The organism is Micromonospora sp. bgisy143, from assembly GCF_057708145.1.
In genome coordinates this window covers 24,094-46,715 of record NZ_JBYIRN010000038.1, presented here as the reverse complement: position 1 = coordinate 46,715, position 22,622 = coordinate 24,094, and the positions used below count along the sequence as shown (strand labels likewise).

At 72.7% G+C, this 22,622-nt stretch carries 18 protein-coding genes; 10 read left to right on the top strand and 8 right to left on the bottom strand.

Annotated features, from left to right (window positions below):
• The first annotated feature begins 120 nt into the window (after positions 1-120).
• The 3 genes from AC3EN4_RS29475 to wrbA all read left to right on the top strand — a co-directional run bounded on the left by AC3EN4_RS29475 (position 121) and on the right by wrbA (position 2,186).
• The gene (locus tag AC3EN4_RS29475; RefSeq protein ID WP_435209555.1) at positions 121-879 is read left to right on the top strand and encodes a HipA family kinase; all 759 of its coding nucleotides are present in this window, start codon (positions 121-123) and stop codon (positions 877-879) included.
• Positions 876-1,244, top strand: a complete 369-nt coding sequence (locus AC3EN4_RS29470) for a DUF3037 domain-containing protein (protein ID WP_422735783.1) — start codon at positions 876-878, stop codon at positions 1,242-1,244. The genes AC3EN4_RS29475 and AC3EN4_RS29470 overlap by 4 nt, the downstream gene beginning before the upstream one ends.
• A 324-nt stretch (positions 1,245-1,568) precedes the next feature.
• Entirely contained in the window at positions 1,569-2,186 is a 618-nt protein-coding gene (gene wrbA, locus AC3EN4_RS29465) for an NAD(P)H:quinone oxidoreductase (RefSeq protein WP_421472050.1), read from the top strand.
• Positions 2,187-2,294: 108 nt separating this feature from the next.
• Here the strand turns inward: wrbA and AC3EN4_RS29460 are convergent, their stop codons facing one another.
• Positions 2,295-4,208, bottom strand: a complete 1,914-nt coding sequence (locus AC3EN4_RS29460; RefSeq protein WP_435209552.1) for an anthranilate synthase family protein — start codon at positions 4,206-4,208, stop codon at positions 2,295-2,297.
• Between the two features lie 263 nt (positions 4,209-4,471).
• On the opposite strand from AC3EN4_RS29460, the gene AC3EN4_RS29455 reads away from it, so the two are divergent.
• The 3 genes from AC3EN4_RS29455 to AC3EN4_RS29445 all read left to right on the top strand — a co-directional run bounded on the left by AC3EN4_RS29455 (position 4,472) and on the right by AC3EN4_RS29445 (position 8,949).
• Complete coding sequence (locus AC3EN4_RS29455) at positions 4,472-5,884, top strand: FGGY family carbohydrate kinase (RefSeq protein WP_435209550.1); 1,413 nt, start codon at positions 4,472-4,474, stop codon at positions 5,882-5,884.
• Between the two features lie 99 nt (positions 5,885-5,983).
• On the top strand, positions 5,984-8,530 hold the full coding sequence (locus AC3EN4_RS29450; RefSeq protein ID WP_435209548.1) for a sensor histidine kinase: 2,547 nt from the start codon (positions 5,984-5,986) through the stop codon (positions 8,528-8,530).
• On the top strand, positions 8,527-8,949 hold the full coding sequence (locus tag AC3EN4_RS29445) for a roadblock/LC7 domain-containing protein (protein ID WP_053652618.1): 423 nt from the start codon (positions 8,527-8,529) through the stop codon (positions 8,947-8,949). The genes AC3EN4_RS29450 and AC3EN4_RS29445 overlap by 4 nt, the downstream gene beginning before the upstream one ends.
• Before the next feature lie 77 nt (positions 8,950-9,026).
• Here the strand turns inward: AC3EN4_RS29445 and AC3EN4_RS29440 are convergent, their stop codons facing one another.
• Positions 9,027-10,370 carry a GH1 family beta-glucosidase gene (locus AC3EN4_RS29440; RefSeq protein ID WP_435209545.1) on the bottom strand — a complete coding sequence of 448 codons (1,344 nt, stop codon included), beginning with the start codon at positions 10,368-10,370 and terminating at the stop codon, positions 9,027-9,029.
• Positions 10,371-11,215: 845 nt separating this feature from the next.
• On the opposite strand from AC3EN4_RS29440, the gene AC3EN4_RS29435 reads away from it, so the two are divergent.
• Positions 11,216-14,113: a glycoside hydrolase family 48 protein gene (locus AC3EN4_RS29435; protein WP_435209565.1), complete on the top strand. Its 2,898-nt coding sequence runs from the start codon at positions 11,216-11,218 to the stop codon at positions 14,111-14,113.
• Positions 14,114-14,399: 286 nt separating this feature from the next.
• Here AC3EN4_RS29435 and AC3EN4_RS29430 read toward each other — a convergent pair whose 3' ends face one another.
• Complete coding sequence (locus AC3EN4_RS29430) at positions 14,400-15,056, bottom strand: DUF3159 domain-containing protein (RefSeq protein WP_435209563.1); 657 nt, start codon at positions 15,054-15,056, stop codon at positions 14,400-14,402.
• Positions 15,057-15,216: 160 nt separating this feature from the next.
• Between AC3EN4_RS29430 and AC3EN4_RS29425 the strand changes: the two genes are divergently transcribed.
• Positions 15,217-16,104 carry a phosphatase PAP2 family protein gene (locus tag AC3EN4_RS29425; RefSeq protein ID WP_435209561.1) on the top strand — a complete coding sequence of 296 codons (888 nt, stop codon included), beginning with the start codon at positions 15,217-15,219 and terminating at the stop codon, positions 16,102-16,104.
• A 19-nt stretch (positions 16,105-16,123) separates the two neighbouring features.
• Here AC3EN4_RS29425 and AC3EN4_RS29420 read toward each other — a convergent pair whose 3' ends face one another.
• Together AC3EN4_RS29420 and AC3EN4_RS29415 are read right to left on the bottom strand one after the other, a co-directional pair.
• A complete protein-coding gene (locus tag AC3EN4_RS29420; RefSeq protein WP_435209543.1) occupies positions 16,124-16,987 on the bottom strand; it encodes a DUF1028 domain-containing protein in 864 nt (287 codons plus the stop codon).
• Positions 16,988-17,026: 39 nt separating this feature from the next.
• On the bottom strand, positions 17,027-18,247 hold the full coding sequence (locus AC3EN4_RS29415; protein WP_435209541.1) for a low temperature requirement protein A: 1,221 nt from the start codon (positions 18,245-18,247) through the stop codon (positions 17,027-17,029).
• A gap of 153 nt (positions 18,248-18,400) precedes the next feature.
• Here AC3EN4_RS29415 and AC3EN4_RS29410 point away from each other — a divergent pair, with 153 nt between their 5' ends.
• Both AC3EN4_RS29410 and AC3EN4_RS29405 read left to right on the top strand, forming a co-directional pair.
• A complete protein-coding gene (locus AC3EN4_RS29410) occupies positions 18,401-19,384 on the top strand; it encodes an LLM class F420-dependent oxidoreductase (protein WP_435209559.1) in 984 nt (327 codons plus the stop codon).
• Positions 19,381-20,172, top strand: coding sequence for an SDR family oxidoreductase (locus AC3EN4_RS29405; RefSeq protein ID WP_435209539.1), 792 nt, complete (start codon positions 19,381-19,383; stop codon positions 20,170-20,172). The genes AC3EN4_RS29410 and AC3EN4_RS29405 overlap by 4 nt, the downstream gene beginning before the upstream one ends.
• A gap of 36 nt (positions 20,173-20,208) precedes the next feature.
• On the opposite strand, the gene AC3EN4_RS29400 is transcribed toward AC3EN4_RS29405, so the two are convergent.
• The 3 genes from AC3EN4_RS29400 to AC3EN4_RS29390 are packed head-to-tail and all read right to left on the bottom strand — an operon-like array spanning position 20,209 to position 22,572.
• On the bottom strand, positions 20,209-20,982 hold the full coding sequence (locus tag AC3EN4_RS29400) for a MerR family transcriptional regulator (protein WP_435209537.1): 774 nt from the start codon (positions 20,980-20,982) through the stop codon (positions 20,209-20,211).
• A gap of 34 nt (positions 20,983-21,016) precedes the next feature.
• Entirely contained in the window at positions 21,017-21,778 is a 762-nt protein-coding gene (locus tag AC3EN4_RS29395) for an ABC transporter permease (protein WP_435209534.1), read from the bottom strand.
• Positions 21,775-22,572, bottom strand: coding sequence for an ABC transporter ATP-binding protein (locus AC3EN4_RS29390; protein WP_435209532.1), 798 nt, complete (start codon positions 22,570-22,572; stop codon positions 21,775-21,777). Before AC3EN4_RS29390 ends, AC3EN4_RS29395 begins: the two co-directional genes overlap by 4 nt.
• Positions 22,573-22,622 lie beyond the last annotated feature (50 nt).

Here is a 22,622-nt window from a genome sequence, read left to right as displayed (position 1 = left end):
GGGGGTGGGTTGGGGGGGGGGGGGGGGGGGGGGGGTTTTTCCCCCCCCCCCCCCCCCGGGCCGACTCCTGGGTGGTCTCCAGCGACAGCGGTAACCAGAGGTCACAGTAGGGTGGGCGACGTGCTCCGCCAGGTCACCGCGATCCGCTACGTCACCCCACTGCGCGAGGGTGGCTCGCTGCCGGGCGTCGTCGAGGCCGACGACCTCGGCACGTACGTGGCGAAGTTCACCGGCGCCGGGCAGGGACCCAAGGCACTCGTCGCCGAGGTGATCTGCGGCGAACTGGCCCGCCGGCTGGACCTGCGGGTGCCGCCGCTGGTCGTCCTCGACATCGACCCGGTCATCGGGCGGGCCGAGCCCGACCAGGAGGTGCAGGAGCTGCTGCGCAACAGCGGCGGGGCCAATCTCGGGATGGACTTCCTGCCGGGCGCGCTCGGCTTCGACCCGGTGGCGCACCCCGTCGATCCGCTGCTGGCGTCCCGGGTGCTGTGGTTCGACGCGTACGTGGAGAACGTCGACCGGAGCTGGCGCAACCCCAACCTGCTCGTCTGGCATCGGGAGCTGTGGTTGATCGACCACGGTGCGGCGCTGTACTTCCACCACAACTGGCCCCGCGCGGACGCCGCCGTGCACCGCGCCTACCGGGCCGAGGACCACGTGCTCGCGCCGTACGCCGACCGGGTCGCCGAGGCCAACGACGAGCTGGCCGCCCGCATCACCCCGGACCTCCTGCGGGAGGTGTTGGCGCTGGTGCCGGCCCCGTGGTTGACCGCCGCCGACTTCGACTCGGCCGACCAGGCGCGGGAGGCGTACGTGTCGCACCTGTCGCGGCGGGTCGCCCGACCGGCCGACTGGCTACCGGTGGGGGGCGTCGCGTGAGGTACCCCTTCGAGTACGCCGTCATCCGGCTGGTGCCCCGCGTCGAGCGCGGCGAGCAGATCAACGTGGGGGTGCTGCTCTACTGCCAGCAGCGTGACTTCCTGGCCGCGCGGACGCACCTGGACGCCGACCGGGTGCGCGCCCTGGCCCCCGACGTCGACCTGCCGGCGGTGGCGGCGGTGCTGGAATCGCTGGACCGGACCTGCTCCGGGGACGGGCCGGCCACCCGGATGAAGCTTGGCGAGCGCTTCCACTGGCTGGCCGCGCCTCGCAGCACGATGATCCAGGCCGGCCCGGTGCACACCGGCCTCACCGCCGACCCGGCGGCCGAGCTGGACCGGCTGATGGCGACGCTGGTCCGCTGAGCGGTCGGCCGGGCGGCCTCAGCGGCCCGGGCGGCAGGCGCGCGGGTCCTCGACGGCGGCTGACCCCTGATCGCGCTACGCCAGCGCCGTTGCCGGCGGAGCGCGATCCCCCGTTCAGGCGCCCGGTGCCAGGGGGGCGGCGGGATCGCGCGCCGGCACCGGATGGCATCAGGATCGCCGTCCGCGCGGGCGGCCGGATCGGAACGTCCGGGAACTTGCGGAAAACTTGAGCCCGGACGACCGGAACACCGTGATCTGTCGTTTGTCTCCGCATCGCAGGGGTAGTCGCGGGAGCTGACCCGAGACGAGAAGGGGACACATCTGATGGCTGCCCAGACGAAGGTGGCGGTGATCTACTACAGCGCCACCGGCATCACGTACCAGATGGCGCAGGCCGCGTGTGAGGCCGCCGGGGAGGCCGGCGCGGACGTGCGCCTGCGCAAGGTGCGGGAACTCGCGCCGGACGAGGCGATCCGCTCGAACTCCGGTTGGCAGGCGCACCATCTGGAGACCCAGGACGTTCCGGAGGCGATGATCGACGACCTGGCCTGGGCCGACGTGACGATCTTCGGCTCGCCCACCCGGTACGGCATGATCGCCGCCCAGTTGAAGCAGTTCATCGACACCACCGGCCCGCTGTGGGCGCAGGGCGCGCTGGCCAACAAGGTCTACGCGGCCTTCACCTCCACCGCGACCTCGCACGGTGGGCAGGAGACCACGCTGACGTCCCTCTTCAACGTCTTCTACCACTGGGGTGGTGTGGTGGTCCCGCCCGGCTACACCGACTCCAGCCAGTTCATCGCCGGCAACCCGTACGGCCCCTCGCACACCAGCAACAACGGGGAGATCGCCCCGGACGCGGTGGCGCTGGGCGCGTGCGCCCTCACCGCCCGCCGGGCGGTACTTATCGGCACCGCGCTCAAGCAGGGCCTGGGCGGCTGACGGTCCGCGGGCGACCGGTGGCGCGGACGGGGGCTCTCGGCCCGTTCGCGCCACCGGTCGCACCAGCCCTACCCGGCGACGGCGGTCACCATGCCGGACGAGCGCGGGCTATGCGTGGTGGGCCGGGCGCGATGCCGGCAGCAGGTCGGTCAACACCTCGGTCAGCACGGTCACCCCGTCCGGGCTGAGCACCGACTCGGGGTGGAACTGCACCCCGGCGAAGCCCTGCCCGCGCAGGGCGTGCACGGATCCGTCGCGGACGTCCCGGGCCAGCTCCACCGGCCCGTACGCGGTGTCCAGCCGGTCCGCGTCGGCGCGGGCGGTGAACGAGGAGTAGAAGCCGACCCGGCGGGACCGGCCGAACAGCGTCACCTCCCGTTGCAGCCCCTGGTACGGCGCGTCCCGGCGGTGCAGGGGCAGCCCCAGCAGCCCGGCCAGCACCTGGTGCCCCAGGCAGACCGCGAGCGTGGGTCGGCCGGTCGCCAGCAACTCGCCGAGCAGGTCCCGCAGCGCCGCCATCTTCGGATCGTCCAGGCTGCCCGGGTCACCCGGGCCGGGCCCGGCCACCACCAGGTCGTACCCGTCGACCGGGCCGCCGGCGTGCCACGGGCGCAGCGTGACCGCGAGACCCAACGCCCCCAGTTGGTGTGCCAACATGCCGGTGAAGGTGTCCTCCGCGTCCACGATCAGGGCCCGCAGGCCGGTCAGCCCGGGCAACCCGGGCGCGTCCGGGGCCCGCTGGTCCAGCCAGAACCGGGCCAGCGGCGTGTTCCGCGCGGCCAGCGCGGCGCGTACCTCCGGGTCGTCGGCCAGCCGCACGACCGGCCCGCGCTCGCCGGCGGACGCCGCCGGGCCGAGACCGAGCGCGGCCAGCACCCCGGCCGCCTTGGCGTGGGTCTCGGCCACCTCGCCGGCCGCCGTCGAGTGCCGGACCAGGGTGGCGCCGACCGGCACCCGCAGCCGGCCGGCCGGGGAGATCTCGGCGGTCCGGATCAGGATCGGCGCGTCCAGGGTCTGCCGGCCGGCGTCGTCGTGACCGAGCAGCGCCAGCACACCCGCGTAGTAGCCGCGGCCCCGACGCTCGTGCCGGGCGATCACCCGGCAGGCGTTCTCCATCGGACTGCCGGTCACGGTGGGGGCGAACATCGTCTCGCGCAGCACCTCCCGCACGTCGCGGGTGCCCCGGCCGGCGAGCAGGTACTCGGTGTGCGCGAGGTGCGACATCTCCTTGAGGTACGGGCCGATGACCTGACCGCCGTGCTCGGCGACGGTCGCCATCATCTTCAGCTCCTCGTCGAGCACCATGTACAGCTCCTCGATCTCCTTCGGATCGGCGAGGAACCGCAGCAACGCCGCCCGGTCCGGGGCGTCGCGGGTGGGTCGGAAGGTGCCGCTGATCGGGTTCATCATGACGAGCCCGTCGTCGACGCTGACGTGCCGTTCCGGGCTGGCGCCGACCATCGTCCGGGTGCCGGTGTGCACCACGAACGTCCAGTAGGCGCCGCGCTCGGCGACCAGCAGCCGGCGCAGCGCGGCCAGCGCGGCCACCAGTGGCGCGCCCTGCACGGTGGCGTGCAGGGTGCGGTGGATGACGAAGTTGGCGCCCTCGCCGCGACCGATCTCGTCGGTGAGCACCTGCTGCACGATCCGCGCGTACTCGTCGTCGCTGACGTCGAACGCGGCGTCCCGGGTGCGGACCGGCTCGTCGGGCAGCGCGGCCAGCGCCTCGGCCAGCGGGATCCGCCGGTGCTCACGGACCTGGAGACACTCCAGCGGGGCGTCGTCGTCGACGCACGCGAAGCCGCGCTCGGCGATCTGCCGGTACGGCACCAGGGCCAACGTCCGCGCACCGGGCTCGCCCGGGGGCAGCGGGATGTCCGCCAGCCGGTCGACGGTGGCGACCGAACCGGTGAACAGTTCCAGGTCGTCGGCGCCCTCGCGGCGCAGCAGCGCGAAGGGGCCGGGGTCGTCGCCTCGGGAGATGGCGGCGAGCAGGTCGGTCAGGGGAGTCTGGCTGGTCATCGTGGTCTCCGTGGGCGCCGGGCGCCGCCAGCGGGGGCGGCCATCCGGGCCGGAGATCCGGCGGCCGCCTCGGTGGCGGCCGCGTGGATGGAGCTACGCGCGGGGGGTGGCCGCCGGGTCGGCGGGCCACCAGGAGGTTGGGTGCGCGAGCATGTCGTTCACCTTACGCGGTCGCGGCCTTACTCGGGACCCCTTCGGGCGTACGGGTGTGCCGGGCCGGACCCTCGTCCCGACGCGGCCGGCACCGGGTAACTTGACCGGCGATGAACATTCTCGCGCTCGACCTGGGCACCTCCTCCGTACGCGGGTTGGTGCTGGACGGGGAGACCAGGCCGCTGCCCGGCGCCCTGGCCCGGCGGAAGGTCAAACTCGCCATCGGGGACGACGGCACCGGCACCCTCTCCGGCCCCGACTACCTCGCCTGCCTCATCGAGTGTCTGGACGAGTTGGCCGAGGCGGGGCACCTGCACGATGTGGGCATGGTGGCGACCTCCGCGCAGTGGCACTCGGTGCTCCCGCTCGACCGGGACGGCAGCCCGCTGGGCCCGGTCGTCACCTGGCTGGACACCCGGCCCGCGCCGGTCGGCGACACGTCCGGCCCGGCCGACCCGGACGGCTTCCACCAACGCACCGGCTGCTGGTGGCACCGCTCCTACTGGCCGGTGCGCCTGCCCTGGCTGCGGGACCAGTCGGGCACGCCGATCAGCCGGTTCGTCGGCCTTCCCGAATACGTGCTGGGCGAACTGCTCCAGACGGCGCCCATGTCGATCTCGCAGGCCTCCGGCACGGGCCTGCTCGACATCGGCACGCTGCGCTGGGACGAGGAGGCGCTGACGCTGGCCGGGGCACGCCCCCGCGACCTGCCGCCACTGGGCGAGTTGGACTGGCACGGCCGGCTCCGCCCCGACCGGGCCCGCCGCTGGCCGCAGTTGGCCGAGGCCCGATGGGCGCCGCCGGTGGGCGACGGCGCCGCGTCGAACGTCGGCTCGGGCTGCGCCGACCCGAGCCGGGCCGCGGTCACGGTGGGCACCTCCGCGGCCGTACGCCTGATGCAGCGCATCCCGGCCGGCGAGCCGCTGCCGCGGCTGCCCGAACGGCTCTGGCGCTACCGGGTCGACCACGATCACGTGGTGACCGGGGCCGCGTACTCCAGTGGTGGCAACCTGTTCGCCTGGGCCAACCGGGAGCTGCGGCTGCCCCGGGGCGACGAGTTGGACGCCGCGCTGGCGCTGGTGCCGGTGGGCGGTGGCCGGCCCGCCGATCCCCGTTTCGGCGGCGACCGGGCGCCCGGGCTGGCCCCGGCGGGCACCGGCGAGGTACGCGGCCTGAGCTTCAGCACCACGGCGGTGGACATCCTGGCCGGGCTGATGCAGGGACTGTGTGGGCTGGTCGCCGAGGATCTCGCGGTACTGGAGTCCACAGTCGACAAACCGGTCGGGGTGGTGCTGGGCGGCGGCGCGGTGGCCGCGTCGGTGTGGTGGCGGCAGGCGTTCGCCGCCGCGCTCGCGCCGCGACCGGTGTCGCACCAACGCAACCCGGAGATCGGCGCGACCGGAGCGGCGTTGGTGGCGCTGGGTCGCTTCGAAGCGGCGGCGGCGCTCGCCGACATCGGCCGGACGGACGAACTGGTCTCACCGACCACGACAGGACGTTCCCACCCGCAGTATCCTTCCTGAACTTTCGCCCTGCCCGGGCCGTTGACAGGGCCAGCGAGCCTGGTTGGATGGACTCCGCTCCCCGGGTCGCGGTGGACGCGGCAGGACGGAGGAGGCAGGGTGGCGGCAGGTCCCGACCCGTCGATCGGTGCGGTGTCGAACCACCGCCGGCGTCGCTTCGACGTCCGGGTCGTTCCGCACCGACGCCGCTCGCCGTTCCGGCTGCGGGACTGGCGGATGAGCACCAAGCTGGCCACCGTGCTGCTGGTGCCGTCGATGGCGTTCCTGGTGCTCGCGGGCGTGCAGACCAGCGCACTTGTCGGTCGGACGGCCACGTTGAACGACTTCTCCCGGCAGGTCGGCATCGGCCGGCAGATCACCGCCGTGGTCGACCAGCTCCAGCAGGAACGGGACCGTTCGGCGGGCGAGCTGGGCGAGCTGCGCCGCGGTGGCGACCGGGAGGCGGCGGCCACCGCCCTGCGGCCGTTGCAGTCGGCCACCGACCGGGCCGTGGATGACCTGCGCCGGGCGGCCGAGCCGCTGGCCGACGCCGACGCCTCCTGGCGGGTCGCCTTCTCCCAGGTGCTCGAGGCGTACGACCAGGTGGTCGACATCCGCCCGGCCATCCCGCCGGCGGTGCTCAGCAACGACACCATCCTGAGCAACTACCACCGGGCGGTCGACGCGCTGCTGGACCTGCTCGCCGAGCCGACGCCGGGTCAGGACCGACCGGGGTTGAGCGACGCGGTGCTGCGCTACGTCCAGATCGCCCGGGTCAAGGAGCTGTCCTCCCGGGTCCGGGCGCAGCTCTACGCCGCCGGCCGAGCCGGCCGGTACGGCACCGAGGACCGGGTGATCCTCGCCGACCTGCGCGCCCAGCAGCTCACCGCGCTCGGCGCGTTCCGGGTCTCCGCCACCAGCGACCAGATCCGACGGTACGACGAGACCTCGGTGGACCCGGGTTTCCAGGTCGCCACCCGCCTGGAGGAGCGCAGCCTGCCGGTCGGCGACGCGGCGCCGGAGGTGCTGCCCTCGGAGCAGTGGTGGTCGGCGAGCCAGCAACGCCAGGAGCTGCTGCGGCAGGTCGAGGCGAGTGTGCTCGACGACGCGGTACGGCAGGCCGACGACGCCAGCAGCGGCCAGCTCCGCACCACCCTGCTGGTGGTCGGCGGCGTCGTGGCGGTGCTGCTGGTCGCCCTGCTGATCTCCCTGTTGGTCGGGCGCTCGGTCGCCCGGTCGATGCGGTTGCTGCGCAGCCAGGCGCTGCGCATCGCGCAGGTGGAGCTGCCCGACGCGCTGGACCGGCTGCGCACCGTCACCGGTGGCGTGCCGACCATCGACGTGGCCCCGGCGGTCGTCCGTTCGCTCGACGAGATCGGTGAGCTGGCCGAGGCGTTCGTCGCGGTGCACCGCAGCGCCGTGACGGTCGCCGTCGAGCAGGCGCTGATGCGGCGCAACGTCAACGCGATGTTCGTCAACCTCGCGCGCCGCAGCCAGGTGCTGGTGGAACGGCAGCTGGAGCTGCTCGACGACCTGGAGCGTGAGGAGAGCGACCCGGACCAGCTGGAGAACCTCTTCAAGCTCGACCACCTGGCCGCCCGGATGCGCCGTAACGACGAGAGCCTGCTGGTGCTGGCCGGTACGGACTCCACCCGCCGGTGGAACCGCCCGGTGGGCCTCGGCACCGTGCTGCTGGCCGCCGCCGCCGAGATCGAGCAGTACCAGCGGGTACGACTGGAACCGATGGGCGCCGTGAACGTGGTCGGGCACGCCGTCGGCGAACTGGTGCACATGCTGGCCGAGCTGTTGGAGAACGCCACCGCGTTCTCCCGGCCGGACACCTTCGTCGTGGTGACCGCCCGCATCGAGGCGTCCACCGCGCTCATCGAGATCGTCGACGACGGTCTGGGCATGAGCCCGTCCGCGCTGGCCGAGGCGAACGCGGTGCTGGCCAGCCCGCCGGCCGCCGACGTCGCGGCGGTCGAGCGGATGGGCCTGTTCGTGGTCAGCCACCTGGCCAGCCGCCTCGGCGTGCGCGTGCAGCTCGAAGGGCGTCAGAGCGGCCTCGTCGCGCGGCTGGTGCTGCCGGCCACCCTGCTGGCGCCCGGCGGCGCCGTCGAGATGGATCCGCCCGCGTCGGCCCGGATGCTCGCGTCGAACGCCGCCCGGGGCGTCGCGGCCCCGCCCGGGCCGGGGGTGCCCCCGGCCGCGGGCGTCCACGGGCCGGCCGGCGCGCCGCTGGACCTCCCGGTGGCCGGCCGTCCGCCGGCCGCCGCCGTGCCGCGCCAGACCCGCCCCGTGCCGGTACGCGCCGAGGACGTGTTGGCCCCGGCCGGCGTCCCCGGAGGCGACGGCGGCGGCTGGTGGTCCCGGCAGGGGCCGACCGGGCCGGCTGCCCCGGCCCAGCCGGCGCCACCCGCCACGCCGGTGACGGCCGGTACGAACGAGCGGGGCCTGCCGGTGCGCGTACCGATGGCGCAGCTCTCCGCGGTCACCCGCCCCGCCCAGCCGGAGTCGTCGCCGCCGCGCGCCGACCTCGACCCGGACGCGGTCGGTGGCATGCTTTCCCGGCTCTACAGCGGGGTACGGCGTGCCGAGGCCGAGGACACCACCGAGATACCGGTGCCACCCTCGTGGCGGCACGACGAAGGAGGACGACGACAGTGACGACGTTGAGCCAGGAGGCGCGTGACCTGAGCTGGCTGGTGAGCGCGTTCGCGGAGCGGGTGCCGGGCGTGGCACACGCGGTGGTGGTCTCCTCCGACGGGTTGCTGGTGGCGATCTCCGACCACCTGCCCCGCGACCACGCGGACAAGCTCGCCGCGGTGACGTCCGGGCTGATGAGCATCACGGCGGGCGCGGCGCAGATGTTCGACGGCGACATCGTCAAGCAGACGGTGGTCGAGATGGGCCGGGGCTACTTCCTGGTGATGCAGGTACGCGACGGATCGATCCTGGCCACCCTCGCGGCCGGGGACGCCGACATCGGCGTGGTGGGCTACGAGATGGCGCGGTTGGCGAAGCAGGCGGGGGAGATGCTCACCCCGGCGCTGCGAGCGGAGTTGCAGCAGGCGCTGCCCCGCTGAGTCTTCCGGCCGTGACCCGGACGGTCACCGGCTCACCCGAGCCGAGCCGTCCGGGCCCGGCCGTCCGGGCGAGGCGTTCAGAAGCCGCCCTCGGCGATGACGGAGCGGTACCAGTGGGCGCTGCGCTTGAGCACCCGCCGCTGGGTCACGTAGTCCACGTAGACCAGGCCCCAACGCTGCTCGTAGCCCTCGTCCCATTCGAAGTTGTCGAGCATCGACCAGACGTGGAAGCTCTCCAGCGGCACCCCGTCGGCGATGGCGCGGTGTGCGGCGGTCAGGTGGTCGCGCAGGAAGGTGATCCGGCCACTGTCGTCGACGGTGTCGTCCGCGGCCAGGGTGTCGGGGGTGGGCAGACCGTTCTCGGTCACGGTGAGCGGGATCGGGCCGTAGTCGCGGGTGACCCGGGTCAGGACGTCGTACATCCCGTCGGGGTAGATCTGCTGCCAGCCGGCCTCGGAGGTGGGCCAGCGGTGTTCGGTGCTGCCGTCGGCGGCGACGTAGATGGGCGTGTAGTACTGCACGGCCAGCAGGTCGACCGGTGAGGAGATCACCGCCAGGTCGCCGTCGTGGATGCCGCGGACCATCCGGCTCTGCGGGCCCAGGTCGGCCAGGACGTCCTGCGGGTAGCTGCCCTTGAGCACGGAGTCGAGGTAGAGGCGGTTCTCGTAGCCGTCGTAGAGGTGCGCGGCGGCGGTGGCCTCGGCGGAGTCGTCGGTGGGGTAGCAGGGGTGCAGGTTGAGCGCGGGGCCGATCCGGCCGGTGCTGTCCGAGGCGCGTAGCGCGCGCACCGCGAGGCCGTGCGCGAGCTGCAGGTGGTGGGCGACGAGGTAGGCGGCGGCCGGGTCCTGCCGGCCGGGCGCGTGGTGGCCGGTGAGGTAGCCGTTCTGCACGACGGTCTTGGGCTCGTTGATGGTGAGCCAGACCGGCACCCGGTCGCCGAGGGCGGTGAAGACGGCGTCGGCGTAGTCGGCGAAGCGGTAGGCGGTGTCCCGGGACTCCCAACCACCAGCGTCCTGCAACGCCTGCGGCAGGTCCCAGTGGAACAGGGTCGCCATCGGGGCGATGCCCCGCTCGTGCAGACCGTCGAGGAGACGACGGTAGAAGTCGAGCCCCCGCTGGTTGGGCGCGCCGCTGCCGTCGGGCTGGATGCGAGGCCAGGAGATGGAGAAGCGGTAGCTGCGCAGACCCAGGTCACGCATCAGGTCGAGGTCTTCGGCGTACCGGTGGTAGTGGTCGGCGGCCACGTCACCGGTGTCGCCGTTGCGGGTGCGCCCGGGGATCCGGCTGAACGTGTCCCAGACCGACTCACCACGGCCGTCCTCCTTGGCGGCGCCCTCGATCTGGTAGGCGGAGGTGGCCGCGCCCCAACCGAAGTCGCGGGGGAAGCGCAGCGGGCCGGCGGGCCCGGTAGGTATCGACATGGATTCTCCTCGTGGATACGGGGCCACCGCCAGGTTCGGGAGCGCTCCCAGGATAGGCCAGAAGCGCTCGACCCGGTGAGCCGGCCGTCACGGCGGCCGACGATGGCGGGTCGAGGCGGGTGAGGGCCCCGGACAGCGAACGAGGCCGACCGGGCGGCGCTTCGCGCCTGTCCCGTCGGCCTCTTTTCCCATCGTGTACGGGGGTTTAGTGTGGGGACGGGGGAGGGCAACCCCCGTCCCCACCGTAACTGCACACACACGGGCGGAATTGGGTCCTGCCGTGCGTGTCGCGCGGGAGCCGGGCCACGCGAGTGGCTCTGGTTCCACCTCCCTCCCTGTGGCGGGATGATGGCTGACGGCGGCGTCCGGGCTGGCCCGCCGTCGGCCTTCGGATGGTTCCCCGGGCCCGCCACGAGGACGGTCCCGGCGATCTTCCAGTTGGAACCTTTGTCGATGGAAGCGCTCCCATCGACCGATGTTGCGACTGTAACGCCCGTCACGCCTTTGTGAAAGACCCAAAACGAGATCGAAACAAGTGGGTGAACCGCTCCGCCCCGCGCTTGTTGTGGGAGCGCTTCCATGGCACACTGTCGATTCAGCGCGACAGGAGCCAGATCGCGTGGGCGCGGGACCGCCGAGGGCAGCCGGAGCACGACTTCGGTCACGGCACCCGAGCGCAGCCGGCGGGACCCCCTCCCGCGCGGGCCGCATCGCCGCACCCCGGCCGGGCCCGGGGCTACCACCTTCCCGGCGCCTCGAATCCCCCGCGTACCACCACCTGCGGGCAGGCGCCTCGCCGGGAACCACCCGGCCTGGTCCGAGGAGACACCGCGCACATGAGACATCTGGCACGACGCCGTCGGATGGCGATCCTCGCCGCCGCCGTGCTCGCCGTCGGCGGGGTGACCCTGCCCGCTGGCGCCGCACAGGCCGCACCGGCCTGCGACGTGGTCTACGCGACCAACGACTGGAACACCGGCTTCACGGCCAACGTGACCATCAAGAACCTGGGCGACCCGATCAGCAGCTGGTCGCTCAAGTGGACCTTCCCGAACAGCGGACAGCGGGTCGTCCAGGGTTGGTCGGCCAAGTACAGCCAGTCCGGCAGCGAGGTCACCGCGACGAACGAGTCGTACAACGGCAACCTCGGCACCGGCGCCTCCACCACCATCGGCTTCAACGGCTCCCACACCGGCAGCAACCCGAAGCCCACCTCGTTCACCCTGAACGGCACCCCCTGCAACGGCACGCCGGCCAACCAGCCGCCGTCCGTCTCGCTCAGCCTGCCCGCCGGGCCGTTCACCGCGCCCGCCGACGTGCCGCTGACCGCGACCGCGAGTGACCCGGACGGGACGATCAGCAAGGTCGAGTTCTACCGCAACGGCCTGCTCATCAACACCGACACCACCGCGCCGTACTCCTACACGCAGGAGGACCTGCCGGCCGGCAACTACACGGTGCAGGCCAAGGCGTACGACAACGCCAACGGCATCGGGGTCGCCGAGAAGTCGTTCACCGTCGGCGCCGCGAGCGGCCCGACGCTGATCGCCACGCCGTCCGCGGTGAGCGTCAACGAGGGTGGCACGTCCACCTTCAACCTCAAGCTCAGCGCCGCGCCGTCCACCAGCGTGCCGGTCACCCTGACCCCCTCGGGTGACAGCGACATCACGGTCTCGCCGACCACCGTCACGCTGACCCCCACCAACTGGAGCACCGGGGTCACCGTCACGGTCGCCGCGGCCGAGGACACCGACACCGTCGGCGGTAGCGCCACCATCACCGCGTCGGCCAACGGTCTCGCCTCGCTGGCGGTTGCCGCCACCGAGATCGACAACGACACCCCCGGCGGCGACAACGCCTACATCAAGAAGTTCCTCGACCAGTACGGCAAGATCAAGAACTCGGGCTACTTCAGCCCCGAGGGCGTGCCGTACCACTCGGTCGAGACGCTGATCGTCGAGGCGCCCGACCACGGCCACGAGACCACCTCGGAGGCGTTCAGCTTCTGGATCTGGTTGGAGGCCCAGTACGGCCGCGTCACCCAGAACTGGGCGCCGTTCAACAACGCCTGGACGGTGATGGAGAAGTACATCATCCCGTCGCACGCCGACCAGCCCACCGCGGCCTCGGCCGGCACCCCGCAGTACGCCGCGGAGTACAACCTGCCCAGCCAGTACCCCTCGGCCCTGAACCCGAACATCTCGGTCGGGCAGGACCCGCTGCGCTCGGAGCTGCAGTCCACCTACGGCACCGGCGACATCTACGGCATGCACTGGCTGATGGACGTCGACAACACGTACGGCTTCGGCCGCTGCGGCGACGGCACCACCAAGCCGGCGTACATCAACACCTTCCAGCGGGGCACCCAGGAGTCGGTGTGGGAGACCATCCCGCAGCCGTCCTGCGACACCTTCAAGCACGGCGGTCAGTACGGCTACCTCGACCTGTTCGTCAAGGACACCGGCGCTCCCGCCAAGCAGTGGAAGTACACCAACGCCCCGGACGCCGACGCCCGCGCGGTGCAGGCCGCCTACTGGGCGCTGACCTGGGCCAAGGCGCAGGGCAAGCAGGCCGACGTCGCCGCCACCGTGGCCAAGGCCGCCAAGATGGGTGACTACCTGCGGTACGCGATGTTCGACAAGTACTTCAAGAAGATCGGCAACTGCGTCGGGGCCAGCACCTGCCCCGCCGGCAGCGGCCGGGACTCGGCGCACTACCTGCTGTCCTGGTACTACGCCTGGGGTGGCGCGTACGACACCAGCCAGAACTGGTCCTGGCGGATCGGCTCCAGCCACAACCACTTCGGCTACCAGAACCCGTTCGCGGCCTGGGCGCTGACCAACACGCCGGAGCTGGCGCCGAAGTCGGCGACCGCGGCGAGTGACTGGACCAAGAGCTTCGACCGGCAGCTCGAGTTCTACACCTGGCTGCAGTCGTCCGAGGGCGGCATCGCCGGTGGCGCGACGAACAGCTGGGACGGTAGCTACGCCCAGCCGCCGTCGGGCACCAGCACCTTCTACGGCATGTTCTACGACGTCGACCCGGTCTACAACGACCCGCCGTCGAACCAGTGGTTCGGCATGCAGGCGTGGTCGATGCAGCGGATCGCCGAGCTGTACCTGCAGACCGGCAACACGAAGGCCAAGGCGCTGCTGGACAAGTGGGTGCCGTGGGCCATCGCCAACACCACGCTCGGCACCAACTGGTCGATCCCGTCGGACATGAAGTGGACCGGCCAGCCGACCACCTGGAACCCGAGCAGCCCGCAGCCCAACACCAACCTGCACGTCGAGGTGATCAGCAAGGGCCAGGACGTCGGCGTCGCCGCCTCCTACGCCCGGATCCTGATCGCGTACGCGGCGAAGTCGGGCAACGCGGCGGCGAAGACCACCGCCAAGGGTCTGCTGGACGCGCTGGACGCGGCCAGTGACGCGAAGGGTGTCTCCACCACCGAGACGCGCGGCGACTACAAGCGCTTCGACGACGTCTACGACGCCTCCACCGGTCAGGGCCTCTACGTCCCGCCGGGCTGGACCGGGAAGATGCCCAACGGCGACGCCATCGCCGCCGGGAAGAGCTTCCTGGACATCCGGTCGTTCTACAAGAACGACCCGGACTGGCCGAAGGTGCAGGCGTACCTGAACGGCGGCCCGGAGCCGACCTTCAACTACCACCGCTTCTGGGCACAGGCCGATGTGGCCATGGCGTACGCCGACTACGGGACGCTGTTCCCGAACGGCTGAGAGCGACCCGGGGTGGGTGGAGTGCCCCGCCCACCCCGGGGTTCGGCCGGGTCCGGGGGAACGACGGGACCCGGCCGGCGGACGGCCTGACACCCACGGTCAGGCCGGGGTGGGCCGGTCATCTGGTCAACGCAGCGGGTCGACCGGCCCACCCCACCGCCCGGACTGAAGACTGCCGCGAAAAAGCCCAGAAATTCCCGCTGTCACGGGATCACACCGACGACGTTGACGGAGTAACGTACGTCACCGGAGAGGCCGCTCCCCCCGTGGCGGCCTCTCCACTTTTTTATGCCCCGGATCGCGGCGCGACGACCGGATGACGCAACCCCGGGTGTTCCGGTGGCAACGACCGGCGCAGCACCACCCAACTCACCGCCAGCGCCGCCGCGACCAGCGGCCAGGTCAACGCGATCCGCGCCACCACGAGCGCCAGCACCTGTCCACTGAGGTAGAGCGGTACGAACACCGCCACCCGCAGCAGGTAGGTCGCCGTCCACACCCAACTGGCCCGGCCGTACCCGCGCAGCAGCGCCGGATCCCGTCGCCAGCGGGCGCGCTGGCCCAGCGCCGCGCCGACCAGCACGCCCAGCAGCGGCCAGCGCACGACGATGCTGACGGCCCACGCCAGCGCGCTCGCCGCGTTCGACAGCACCTGGATCAGAAAGAAGTTCTCGGCCCGGCCGGTACGCACCGCGATCAGCGCCGCGACGCAGACGGCGAGCAGGCCGATCAGCACCGAACGCGGCCGGTCACCCCGGCGCAGTCGTACGCCGGCCACCCCGACGCCGACGGCGAGCGCCGCGCCGACCCCGGCCCACACCGACTCGCCACCGAGCAGCCAGCCCACCGCGAACGCCACCGGCGGCAGGGTGGCGTCGACCGCTCCACGCCGCCCGCCCAGCAGGTCCGCCAGCGACTCGGCCCGCGCCGGGCCGGCCGTCACCTGTCCCGGCCCGTTCCCGGTCGGTCGCTCCGGACCGGGCTCGACCTGGCCGGACTCCCGTTCCGGTGTGCCGCTCACCGCCACCTCCTCACCCCGCCACAACCTAACCGCCGACAGCCGGTGGGCCACCGACCGACTGGCCCGGTCCGGCCGCTACGGTGTGCGGATGCGCGCGACGGCACGGGGTTGGACCGCGGTCTGGTTGGTCGTACTGGCCCTCGTCCAGGCGGCCGCCTTCCTCGCCGTCTGGCGGGTGGCCGTGCACACCGAGATCGGTCAGTGGGTCGACACGGTCGCCCTCACCGGCAACGAGATCGGCCACGACCGCATCGACGGGCCGGTGGACCGGATCCTCAACGCGATGTCGGTGGTGTCGCTGCTCGCCGCCACCGCGATGATCGGCTTCATCGCGCTCATCCGGGGGCGGATCGCCCTGGCCGTCACCGCGACCCTGCTCATCGCGGGGGCCAACGTCAGCACCCAACTGCTCAAGTACGGGCTGAGCCGACCCGACTTCGGCGTCGACCCGGAGCGGGCCGCGGTGGGCAACAGCCTGCCCAGCGGGCACACCGCCGTGGCCGCCTCGGTGGCGGTCGCGCTGATGCTCGTCCTGCCCCGGAAGGTGCGGGCCGTGGGCGCCTTCGTCGGCGCGCTCTACGCCGCCGTCGCCGGGGTGGCCACCCTCTCCGCCGGTTGGCACCGGCCCAGCGACGCGGTCGCCGCCTATCTGGTGGTGGGCGTCTGGGCGGCGCTGGCCGGACTGCTCCTGCTGATCACCCAACGGGAGCAGGCACAGGTCGAACCCGGCGACGCGCACCGGGTCGCCGCCGCCGTGCTCGGTGTCGCCGGAGTGCTCGCCCTGGTCGCCTCCGGGCTGGCGCTGAGCTGGCTGGTGGACCTGCGCGGAATCGGCCCGGAGGAGTTGGCCCGCCGACCCCTGTTCGCCGGGTACGCGGGCAGCGCCGCCGGCATCGCCGGGACGATGGCGGTGGTGATGGCGCTGGCGCTGACCGTCGTGCACCGGCTGGTGCCCCGGGTCAAGGGCTGACCCGGCGGGCGTCCGCTGCTCAGGCGCCCTGGCGGGGCGCGGGGACGTGCGCGGCCACGCCCCGCAGGTGGGTGAGCACCACCGGGTCGATCCGCCCCGGCACCAGGCGCTCCTCCAGGTTCTCCAGCCCCGCCCAGGAGACCAGCGCCGCCTCCGGCCCCGCGTTGCCCACCGGGTGACCCAGCGCGCTGAGCAGCGCCGTCACCTCGTCGGCGACCGCGCCGGTCAGGTCGAGCAGGGTCGCCGGGTCGGGCCGACTGAACAGCATGGTGTGCACGGCCAGCAGCCGACCGAGTTCGGCGACCGGGTCCGGATGATCGTCCACCCGCAGGTCGACCACCACGTCGCTGGTGCCGCCGTACCCGCCGCCGCGCTCGACCACCAGCAGGCCCGCGCTCTGCCGGCCGCGTCGGTCCCCGCCGGCCTCGTCACCGGCGCGCAGCGCGGCGACCAGCCGCTCGGCGAACGGCAGCGCCGAGGCGTCCTGCCACGCCTCGCCCATCGCGTCGACCACCTCGGGGCCGGTGAGGATGTTGCCCTGGGCGGCCCAGCCGTCGCCGACGCGTCCGCCCGCCCACGGGTGGCAGGCCGGGCCGGTCCAACTCGCCCCCGGCCCGTCGACGCCCACCACACCGAGCTGCCGGTGCTGCCGCTCGGGGTCGGCGGCGACCAGGCCGGCCACCACGTCGGCGGCGGCCACCCCGGTACGCAACAGCGCGAGCCCCTGCGGACGGTAGGCGAGGTTGACGTGCGCCTGGGTGGCGAGCGCGCCGACCTCGGCCGCGGCGGCCGGCACCAGCGCTCCGGCGGCGAGGAACTTGCTGGCCACGACGACGCCGTGGCGGCGGCCGTCGGCGGAGCGGGCGACGAGGGAGAAGGTCACCCGCCGAGACTAGCCGGGCCGACGGCGTACCCCGAGGTCTCAGAACGGGGTCGCGGCGGCCTCCGGCGGCGCGCCGCGCGCCCGGCGGGCGTCCGCGACCGCGACGCCGCCGAGCACGACCGTCCCGGTGGCGGTGGCGACCACCCCCGGCAGGAACAGCAGCGGTACGGCCGCCACCACGAGCACTCCGATGGCGATCCACCGTGACGGCGAGACCCGCCCGAAGACCTCGTACTCGAAGCGGGCCCGACCGGCCAGGAACAGCGCGGGACCGCCGAGCACCATGACCACCCACGACGCCGGGGCGTGGCCCAGCGGATGCTCGATGACCAGCTCGTAGCCGACCGCCGTCGCGGCCAGACCGATCACCATGATCAGGTGCGTGTCCGCCGCCGAGCGGCCGATGTTGGCGGGGTGGCGGGCCATCTGCACCGCCTCGCCCAGGATCTGCCCGGCGCGTTGCACGTAGATCCGCCACAGCAGGATCGACGTGGCGACCGCGAACGTGAACGCCCACATGTGCCCCGACTCGTACGGGCCCTTGCTGTACGCGAAACCGGCCACCAGGATCGTCTCGCCGAGCGCCACGAGGAAGAACTGCTGGTACCGCTCCGCCAGGTGCTCCCCGGCGATCTCCCACTTCGAGACCGTGGAGCGGCCCAGGCCCGGCACCGGCCAGCCGCACCGGGCGGCCACGTACTCGGCGGCCAGCGCCACCGACCAGAGCACCACCTGCGCGTCGGTGCTCAGCAGCGCCCCGGTGATCCACAGCACCCCGGTGACGGCGAAGACGACCGCCATGCGCACCTTCAGCCGGCGGTACGGATGCGGGCCCAGCGCGATCGACAGGATCACCGGTCGGGTCACCTGCGCGATCACGTACGCCGTGGCGAACATGAGCGACGTCGCGGAGAACGCCCGGGGGATCGCCACCCCCATCACCATGCTGCTCACCAACGCCGTCAACACGACGATCTGCAACGGCGCGCGGTACGGGTCGTAGCGGCTGGTCGTCCACGCGGTGCCCTGCCAGACCGACCAGAGCGCCAGCAGCAACAGCAGCGTCTTGCCGCTGCCGGTGATCGCCGCGGCGGCGTGGTCACGGGCCGGCTCCCGGCTCAGGTCCTCGAACGCCCGGGCGGAGATCCGGGTGAGCGCGAAGACGTACACCAGGTCGAAGAAGAGTTCCAGGAACGTCGCCCGGCCGGGCGTGGCCGCCGCCGGGACCGGCTCCAGGTGTCCTGCCGCCCTGGAACCCATGGTCAGCGGCCTGCGCCGGTGCTCCGGTCCACCTCGCAGTGGTAACACCTCCGCAGGCCGGGACGGGGCGAACCGGCGATTACGCCCACTAAGGGGATCTTGCTCAGGGACACCGTCACCAGGCACGATCGATCGGTGACGAATCGATGGGGCATGACGGTGCCGTTGGGCGGGGTCCCACTGGCCGACCACCAGGCGGTCTACGCGACCCTGGAGCAGTCCGGGTTCACCGACGTGTGGTCGTCCGAGGTCGCCGGAACCGACGCGTTCACCCCGCTGGCCCTCGCCGCGGCGTGGCAGCCGCAGCTTCGGCTGGGCACCGCGATCACCCCGGTCTTCACCCGAGGCCCCGGGCTGCTCGCGATGAGCGCGGCGGCACTCGCCGAGGCGGCCCCGGGCCGGTTCGCGCTCGGCATCGGCGCGTCCTCCCCGGTGCTGGTACGGGACTGGAACGCGGTGCGGTTCGATGAGCCCTTCCGCCGTACCCGGGACATGCTGCGGTTCCTGCGGGCCGCTCTGCGCGGTGAGACGGTGGACGAGGTCTACGACACGTTCACCGTGCGCCGGTTCACCCTCGAACGCCCGCCGACCGCGCCGCCGCCGATCCTGCTCGCCGCGCTGCGCCCCGGGATGCTCCGGCTGGCCGGCGCCGAGGCCGACGGCGTCATCCTCAACTGGCTCGCCGCCGACGACGTGCCGCGGACCCTCGACGAGCTGGGCGAGCGCCGGGCCGGCTTCGAGGTCGCCGCGCGGATCTTCGTCTGCCCCACCGAGGACGCCGCGTACGCCCGCACCCTCGGCCGCCGGCTGATCACCAGCTACCTGACGGTCCCGGCGTACGCCGAGTTCCACCGCTGGCTCGGCCGCGACGGGACGCTCGCGCCGATGTGGCAGGCGTGGGCGGCCGGTGACCGCCGCGCGGCCAGTGCGGCCGTACCCGACGAGGTGGTCGACGCCCTGGTGCTGCACGGCTCACCCGAGCGGTGTCGGGCCCAGGCGCGTCGCTACGCCGAGGCCGGCGTGGACGTGCCGATCCTCGCGCTGCTGCCCACCCCGGAGGTGACCGCCGGCGGCGTCGCCGCGCTGACGACCCTCATCGCCCAACTCGGCGCCGAGCCGGCGGGAGCGTCCGCGTGAACCTGACCGACCGGATCGTGGTGGTCACCGGCGGGGCGGGTGGCATCGGTGCCGCCCTGTCGCGCCGCTTCGCCGCCGAGGGTGCCGCCGCCGTGGTCGTCGCCGACCTGGACGCCGAGGCCGCGCGTGCGGTGGCCGAGGGCGTCGGCCCGGTGGCGCACGCCGCCGCCGTCGACGTCACCGACGAGGAACAGGTACGGGCGCTCGTCGACGACGCCGAACGGCGGTTCGGTCGCATCGACCTGTTCTGCGCCAACGCCGGGGTCACCACCGGCGGGGGAGTGGAGGTCGACGACGCCGGCTGGGACCGGGCCTGGCGGGTCAACGTGCTCGCCCACGTCTACTCGGCCCGCGCCGTGCTGCCCGGCATGCTCGCCCGCGGTGGCGGCCACCTGCTGCACACCTGCTCCGCGGCGGGGGTGCTGACGGCGGTGGGCGACGCCGCGTACACCGCCACGAAACACGCCTCGGTGGGCTTCGCCGAGTGGCTGGCCATCACCTACCGGGACCGGGGCATCCGGGTCAGCGCGCTCTGCCCGCAGGGAGTGGACACCCCGATGCTCGCCGACGGGATCGCCGAGGGGCACCTCGGCGCCCGGGTGATCACCGCCTCCGGTGCGGTGCTCACCCCGGACCAGGTCGCCGACGCGGCCGTCGCCGGGCTCGCCGAGGAACGGTTCCTGATCCTGCCGCATCCGGAGGTCGCCGACTACGCCCGCCGTCGCGCCGAGGACCCGGACGGCTGGCAGGCGGGCATGCGCAAACTCATCCGCCGCCTGACCAGCTGACCCGGCTCGCTCCCGGACCGTGCACCCCGCGACCCGTCACTGCGGCCGCTCCGCCAGCCGCTCCATCCGGGTCCAACCGGACCAACCGCGCCGGCGCATCAGAGCCCGCAGCCGCTCCGCACGCGGGTCGGTCTCGACGGCGAGCGCGTCCAGCAGGTCGGGCAGGTCGCCCTGCATCTCGTCGTCGATGACGTCGCCGGCACGGTGAGCCTCCTCGGCCAGCTCGGCCATGATGTCGGCGGCCTCCTCCAGCAACTCGTCCCCGCCCGAGTCGCTGTCGAAGATCTCGGAGAGGACCCGGTAGAGCCGGACGACGCGCGGCTCGTCGAGCTGCGCGAGCTTCGCCGGCATCCACTCGACGATGAGGTCGGGCCAGCGGGCCGCGACCAGGATCCAGCCGTCCCGTTCCGCCTCCACCATCCGCGGCGACGCCCCGATCTCCCGAAGCCGATCGAGGTAGCCGACGACCTGCGGCGGGAGCGCCAGGCTGTCCCCGGCCGTGAGCTGCGCGATCTGCTGACGGCTGGTCTCGAGTCGGGCGATCTCGTCGAGCAGTTGCCTGTCGATCCGCTGCACCGATTCGGCGAAGGTCGACGCGTCGGCGTCGAGCATCTGAGCGATCTGGGACAGCGGCACGCCGGCGTTGGCGAGGACGCGGATCCTGATCAGCGACACCACCGCCTTCGCGCCGTACCGCCGGTACCCCGACGCGTCCCGTTCCGGCTCGGGCAGCAGACCGACCTGGTGGTAGTGCCGCACCGCGCGCACCGTGACGCCCGCGTACCCGGCCAGTTGGCTGATCGTCAGCATGCCCTGATCCTGCCCGTCCGTCGTCCGAGCCGGCTCAGGAGATCCGGCGACGGTAGGTGACGGTGGCGAACACGAAGGCCGCCACCAGGATGCCGACGCACCAGGCCAGGGCGACCCAGATGTCGGTACCCACCGGCTGCTCGGTGAACAGCCGCCGGATCGCGTTGACGATGGCGGTCACCGGCTGGTGCTCGGCGAAGGCGCGGACCGGTCCGGGCATGCTGTCGGTGGGTACGAACGCCGAGCTGACGAACGGCAGGAACACCAGCGGGTAGGAGAACGCGCTCGCGCCGTCCACGGACTTCGCGGTGAGGCCGGGAACCACGGCGATCCAGGTCAACGCCAGGGTGAACAGCAGCAGGATGCCGGCGACCGCGAGCCACGCCAGCGGACCGGCGCCCGAGCGGAAGCCCATCACGAGTGCGACGCCGACGACCACCACGACCGAGATCATGTTGGCGACCAGCGAGGTCAGCACATGTGCCCACAGGACCGACGAACGCGCGATCGGCATGGACTGGAAGCGCTCGAAGATGCCGCCCTGCAGGTCCAGGAAGAGCCGGAACGCCGTGTACGAGATGCCCGAGGCGATCGTGATGAGCAGGATGCCGGGCAGCAGGTAATTGACGTACGAGTCGGTTCCGGTCTCGATCGCGCCGCCGAAGACGTACACGAAGAGCAGCATGAACGCGATCGGCATGACGGCCGTGGTGATGATGGTGTCCGGGCTGCGGACGATGTGCCGCAGCGAACGTCCCAGCAGGACGGCGGTGTCGCCGAGAAAGTGCCTGTTCATCGGTTGTCCTTGTCTGCGGTCGTGCCGACGAGGGCGAGGAAGACGTCCTCCAGGGTCGGCTGCTTCTCGACGTACTCGATCTCGGCCGGCGGGAGGAGCCGCTTCAGCTCCTCAAGGGTGCCGTCGACGGCGATCCGGCCCTCGTGCAGGATCGCGATCCGGTCGGCGAGGTGCTCGGCCTCGTCGAGGTACTGGGTGGTCAGCAGGACGGTCGTACCCCCGGCGACGAGTTCCTTGACGGCCTGCCACACCTCGATGCGCGCCTGCGGGTCGAGCCCGGTGGTCGGCTCGTCGAGGAAGATGACCGGCGGGTTCCCGATGAGGCTCATCGCGATGTCCAGCCGGCGGCGCATGCCGCCGGAGTACGTCGCCACCCTCCGGTTGGCCGCCTCGGTCAGCGAGAACCGGCGCAGCAGATCGTCCGCGACCGCGCCGCTGTCCCGCAGGTGCCGCAGTCGGGCGACCAGGACCAGGTTCTCCCGCCCGGTGAGGATCTCGTCGACCGCCGCGAACTGCCCGGTGAGGCTGATCGACTCGCGGACGTCGGCGGCCCGGGTCGTGACGTCGAAACCGTTGACCCGGGCGGTGCCGGCGTCGGCCCGCAGGAGGGTCGCCAGGATCTTCACCATGGTGGTCTTGCCCGCCCCGTTCGAGCCCAGCAGGGCGAAGATGCTGCCCCGTGCGACGGTGAGGTCGACGCCGCGCAGCACGCGCAGCTCCTGGTACGACTTCTCCAGCCCTTGCACCTGTATCGCCGGCTCCTGGAGCCCTGGCGTGGTTGGCGTGATGTCCATGGCAGGCAGCATCCAGGGTTGACGCAGCGTCAAGGTCAAGCCCGCCGGAC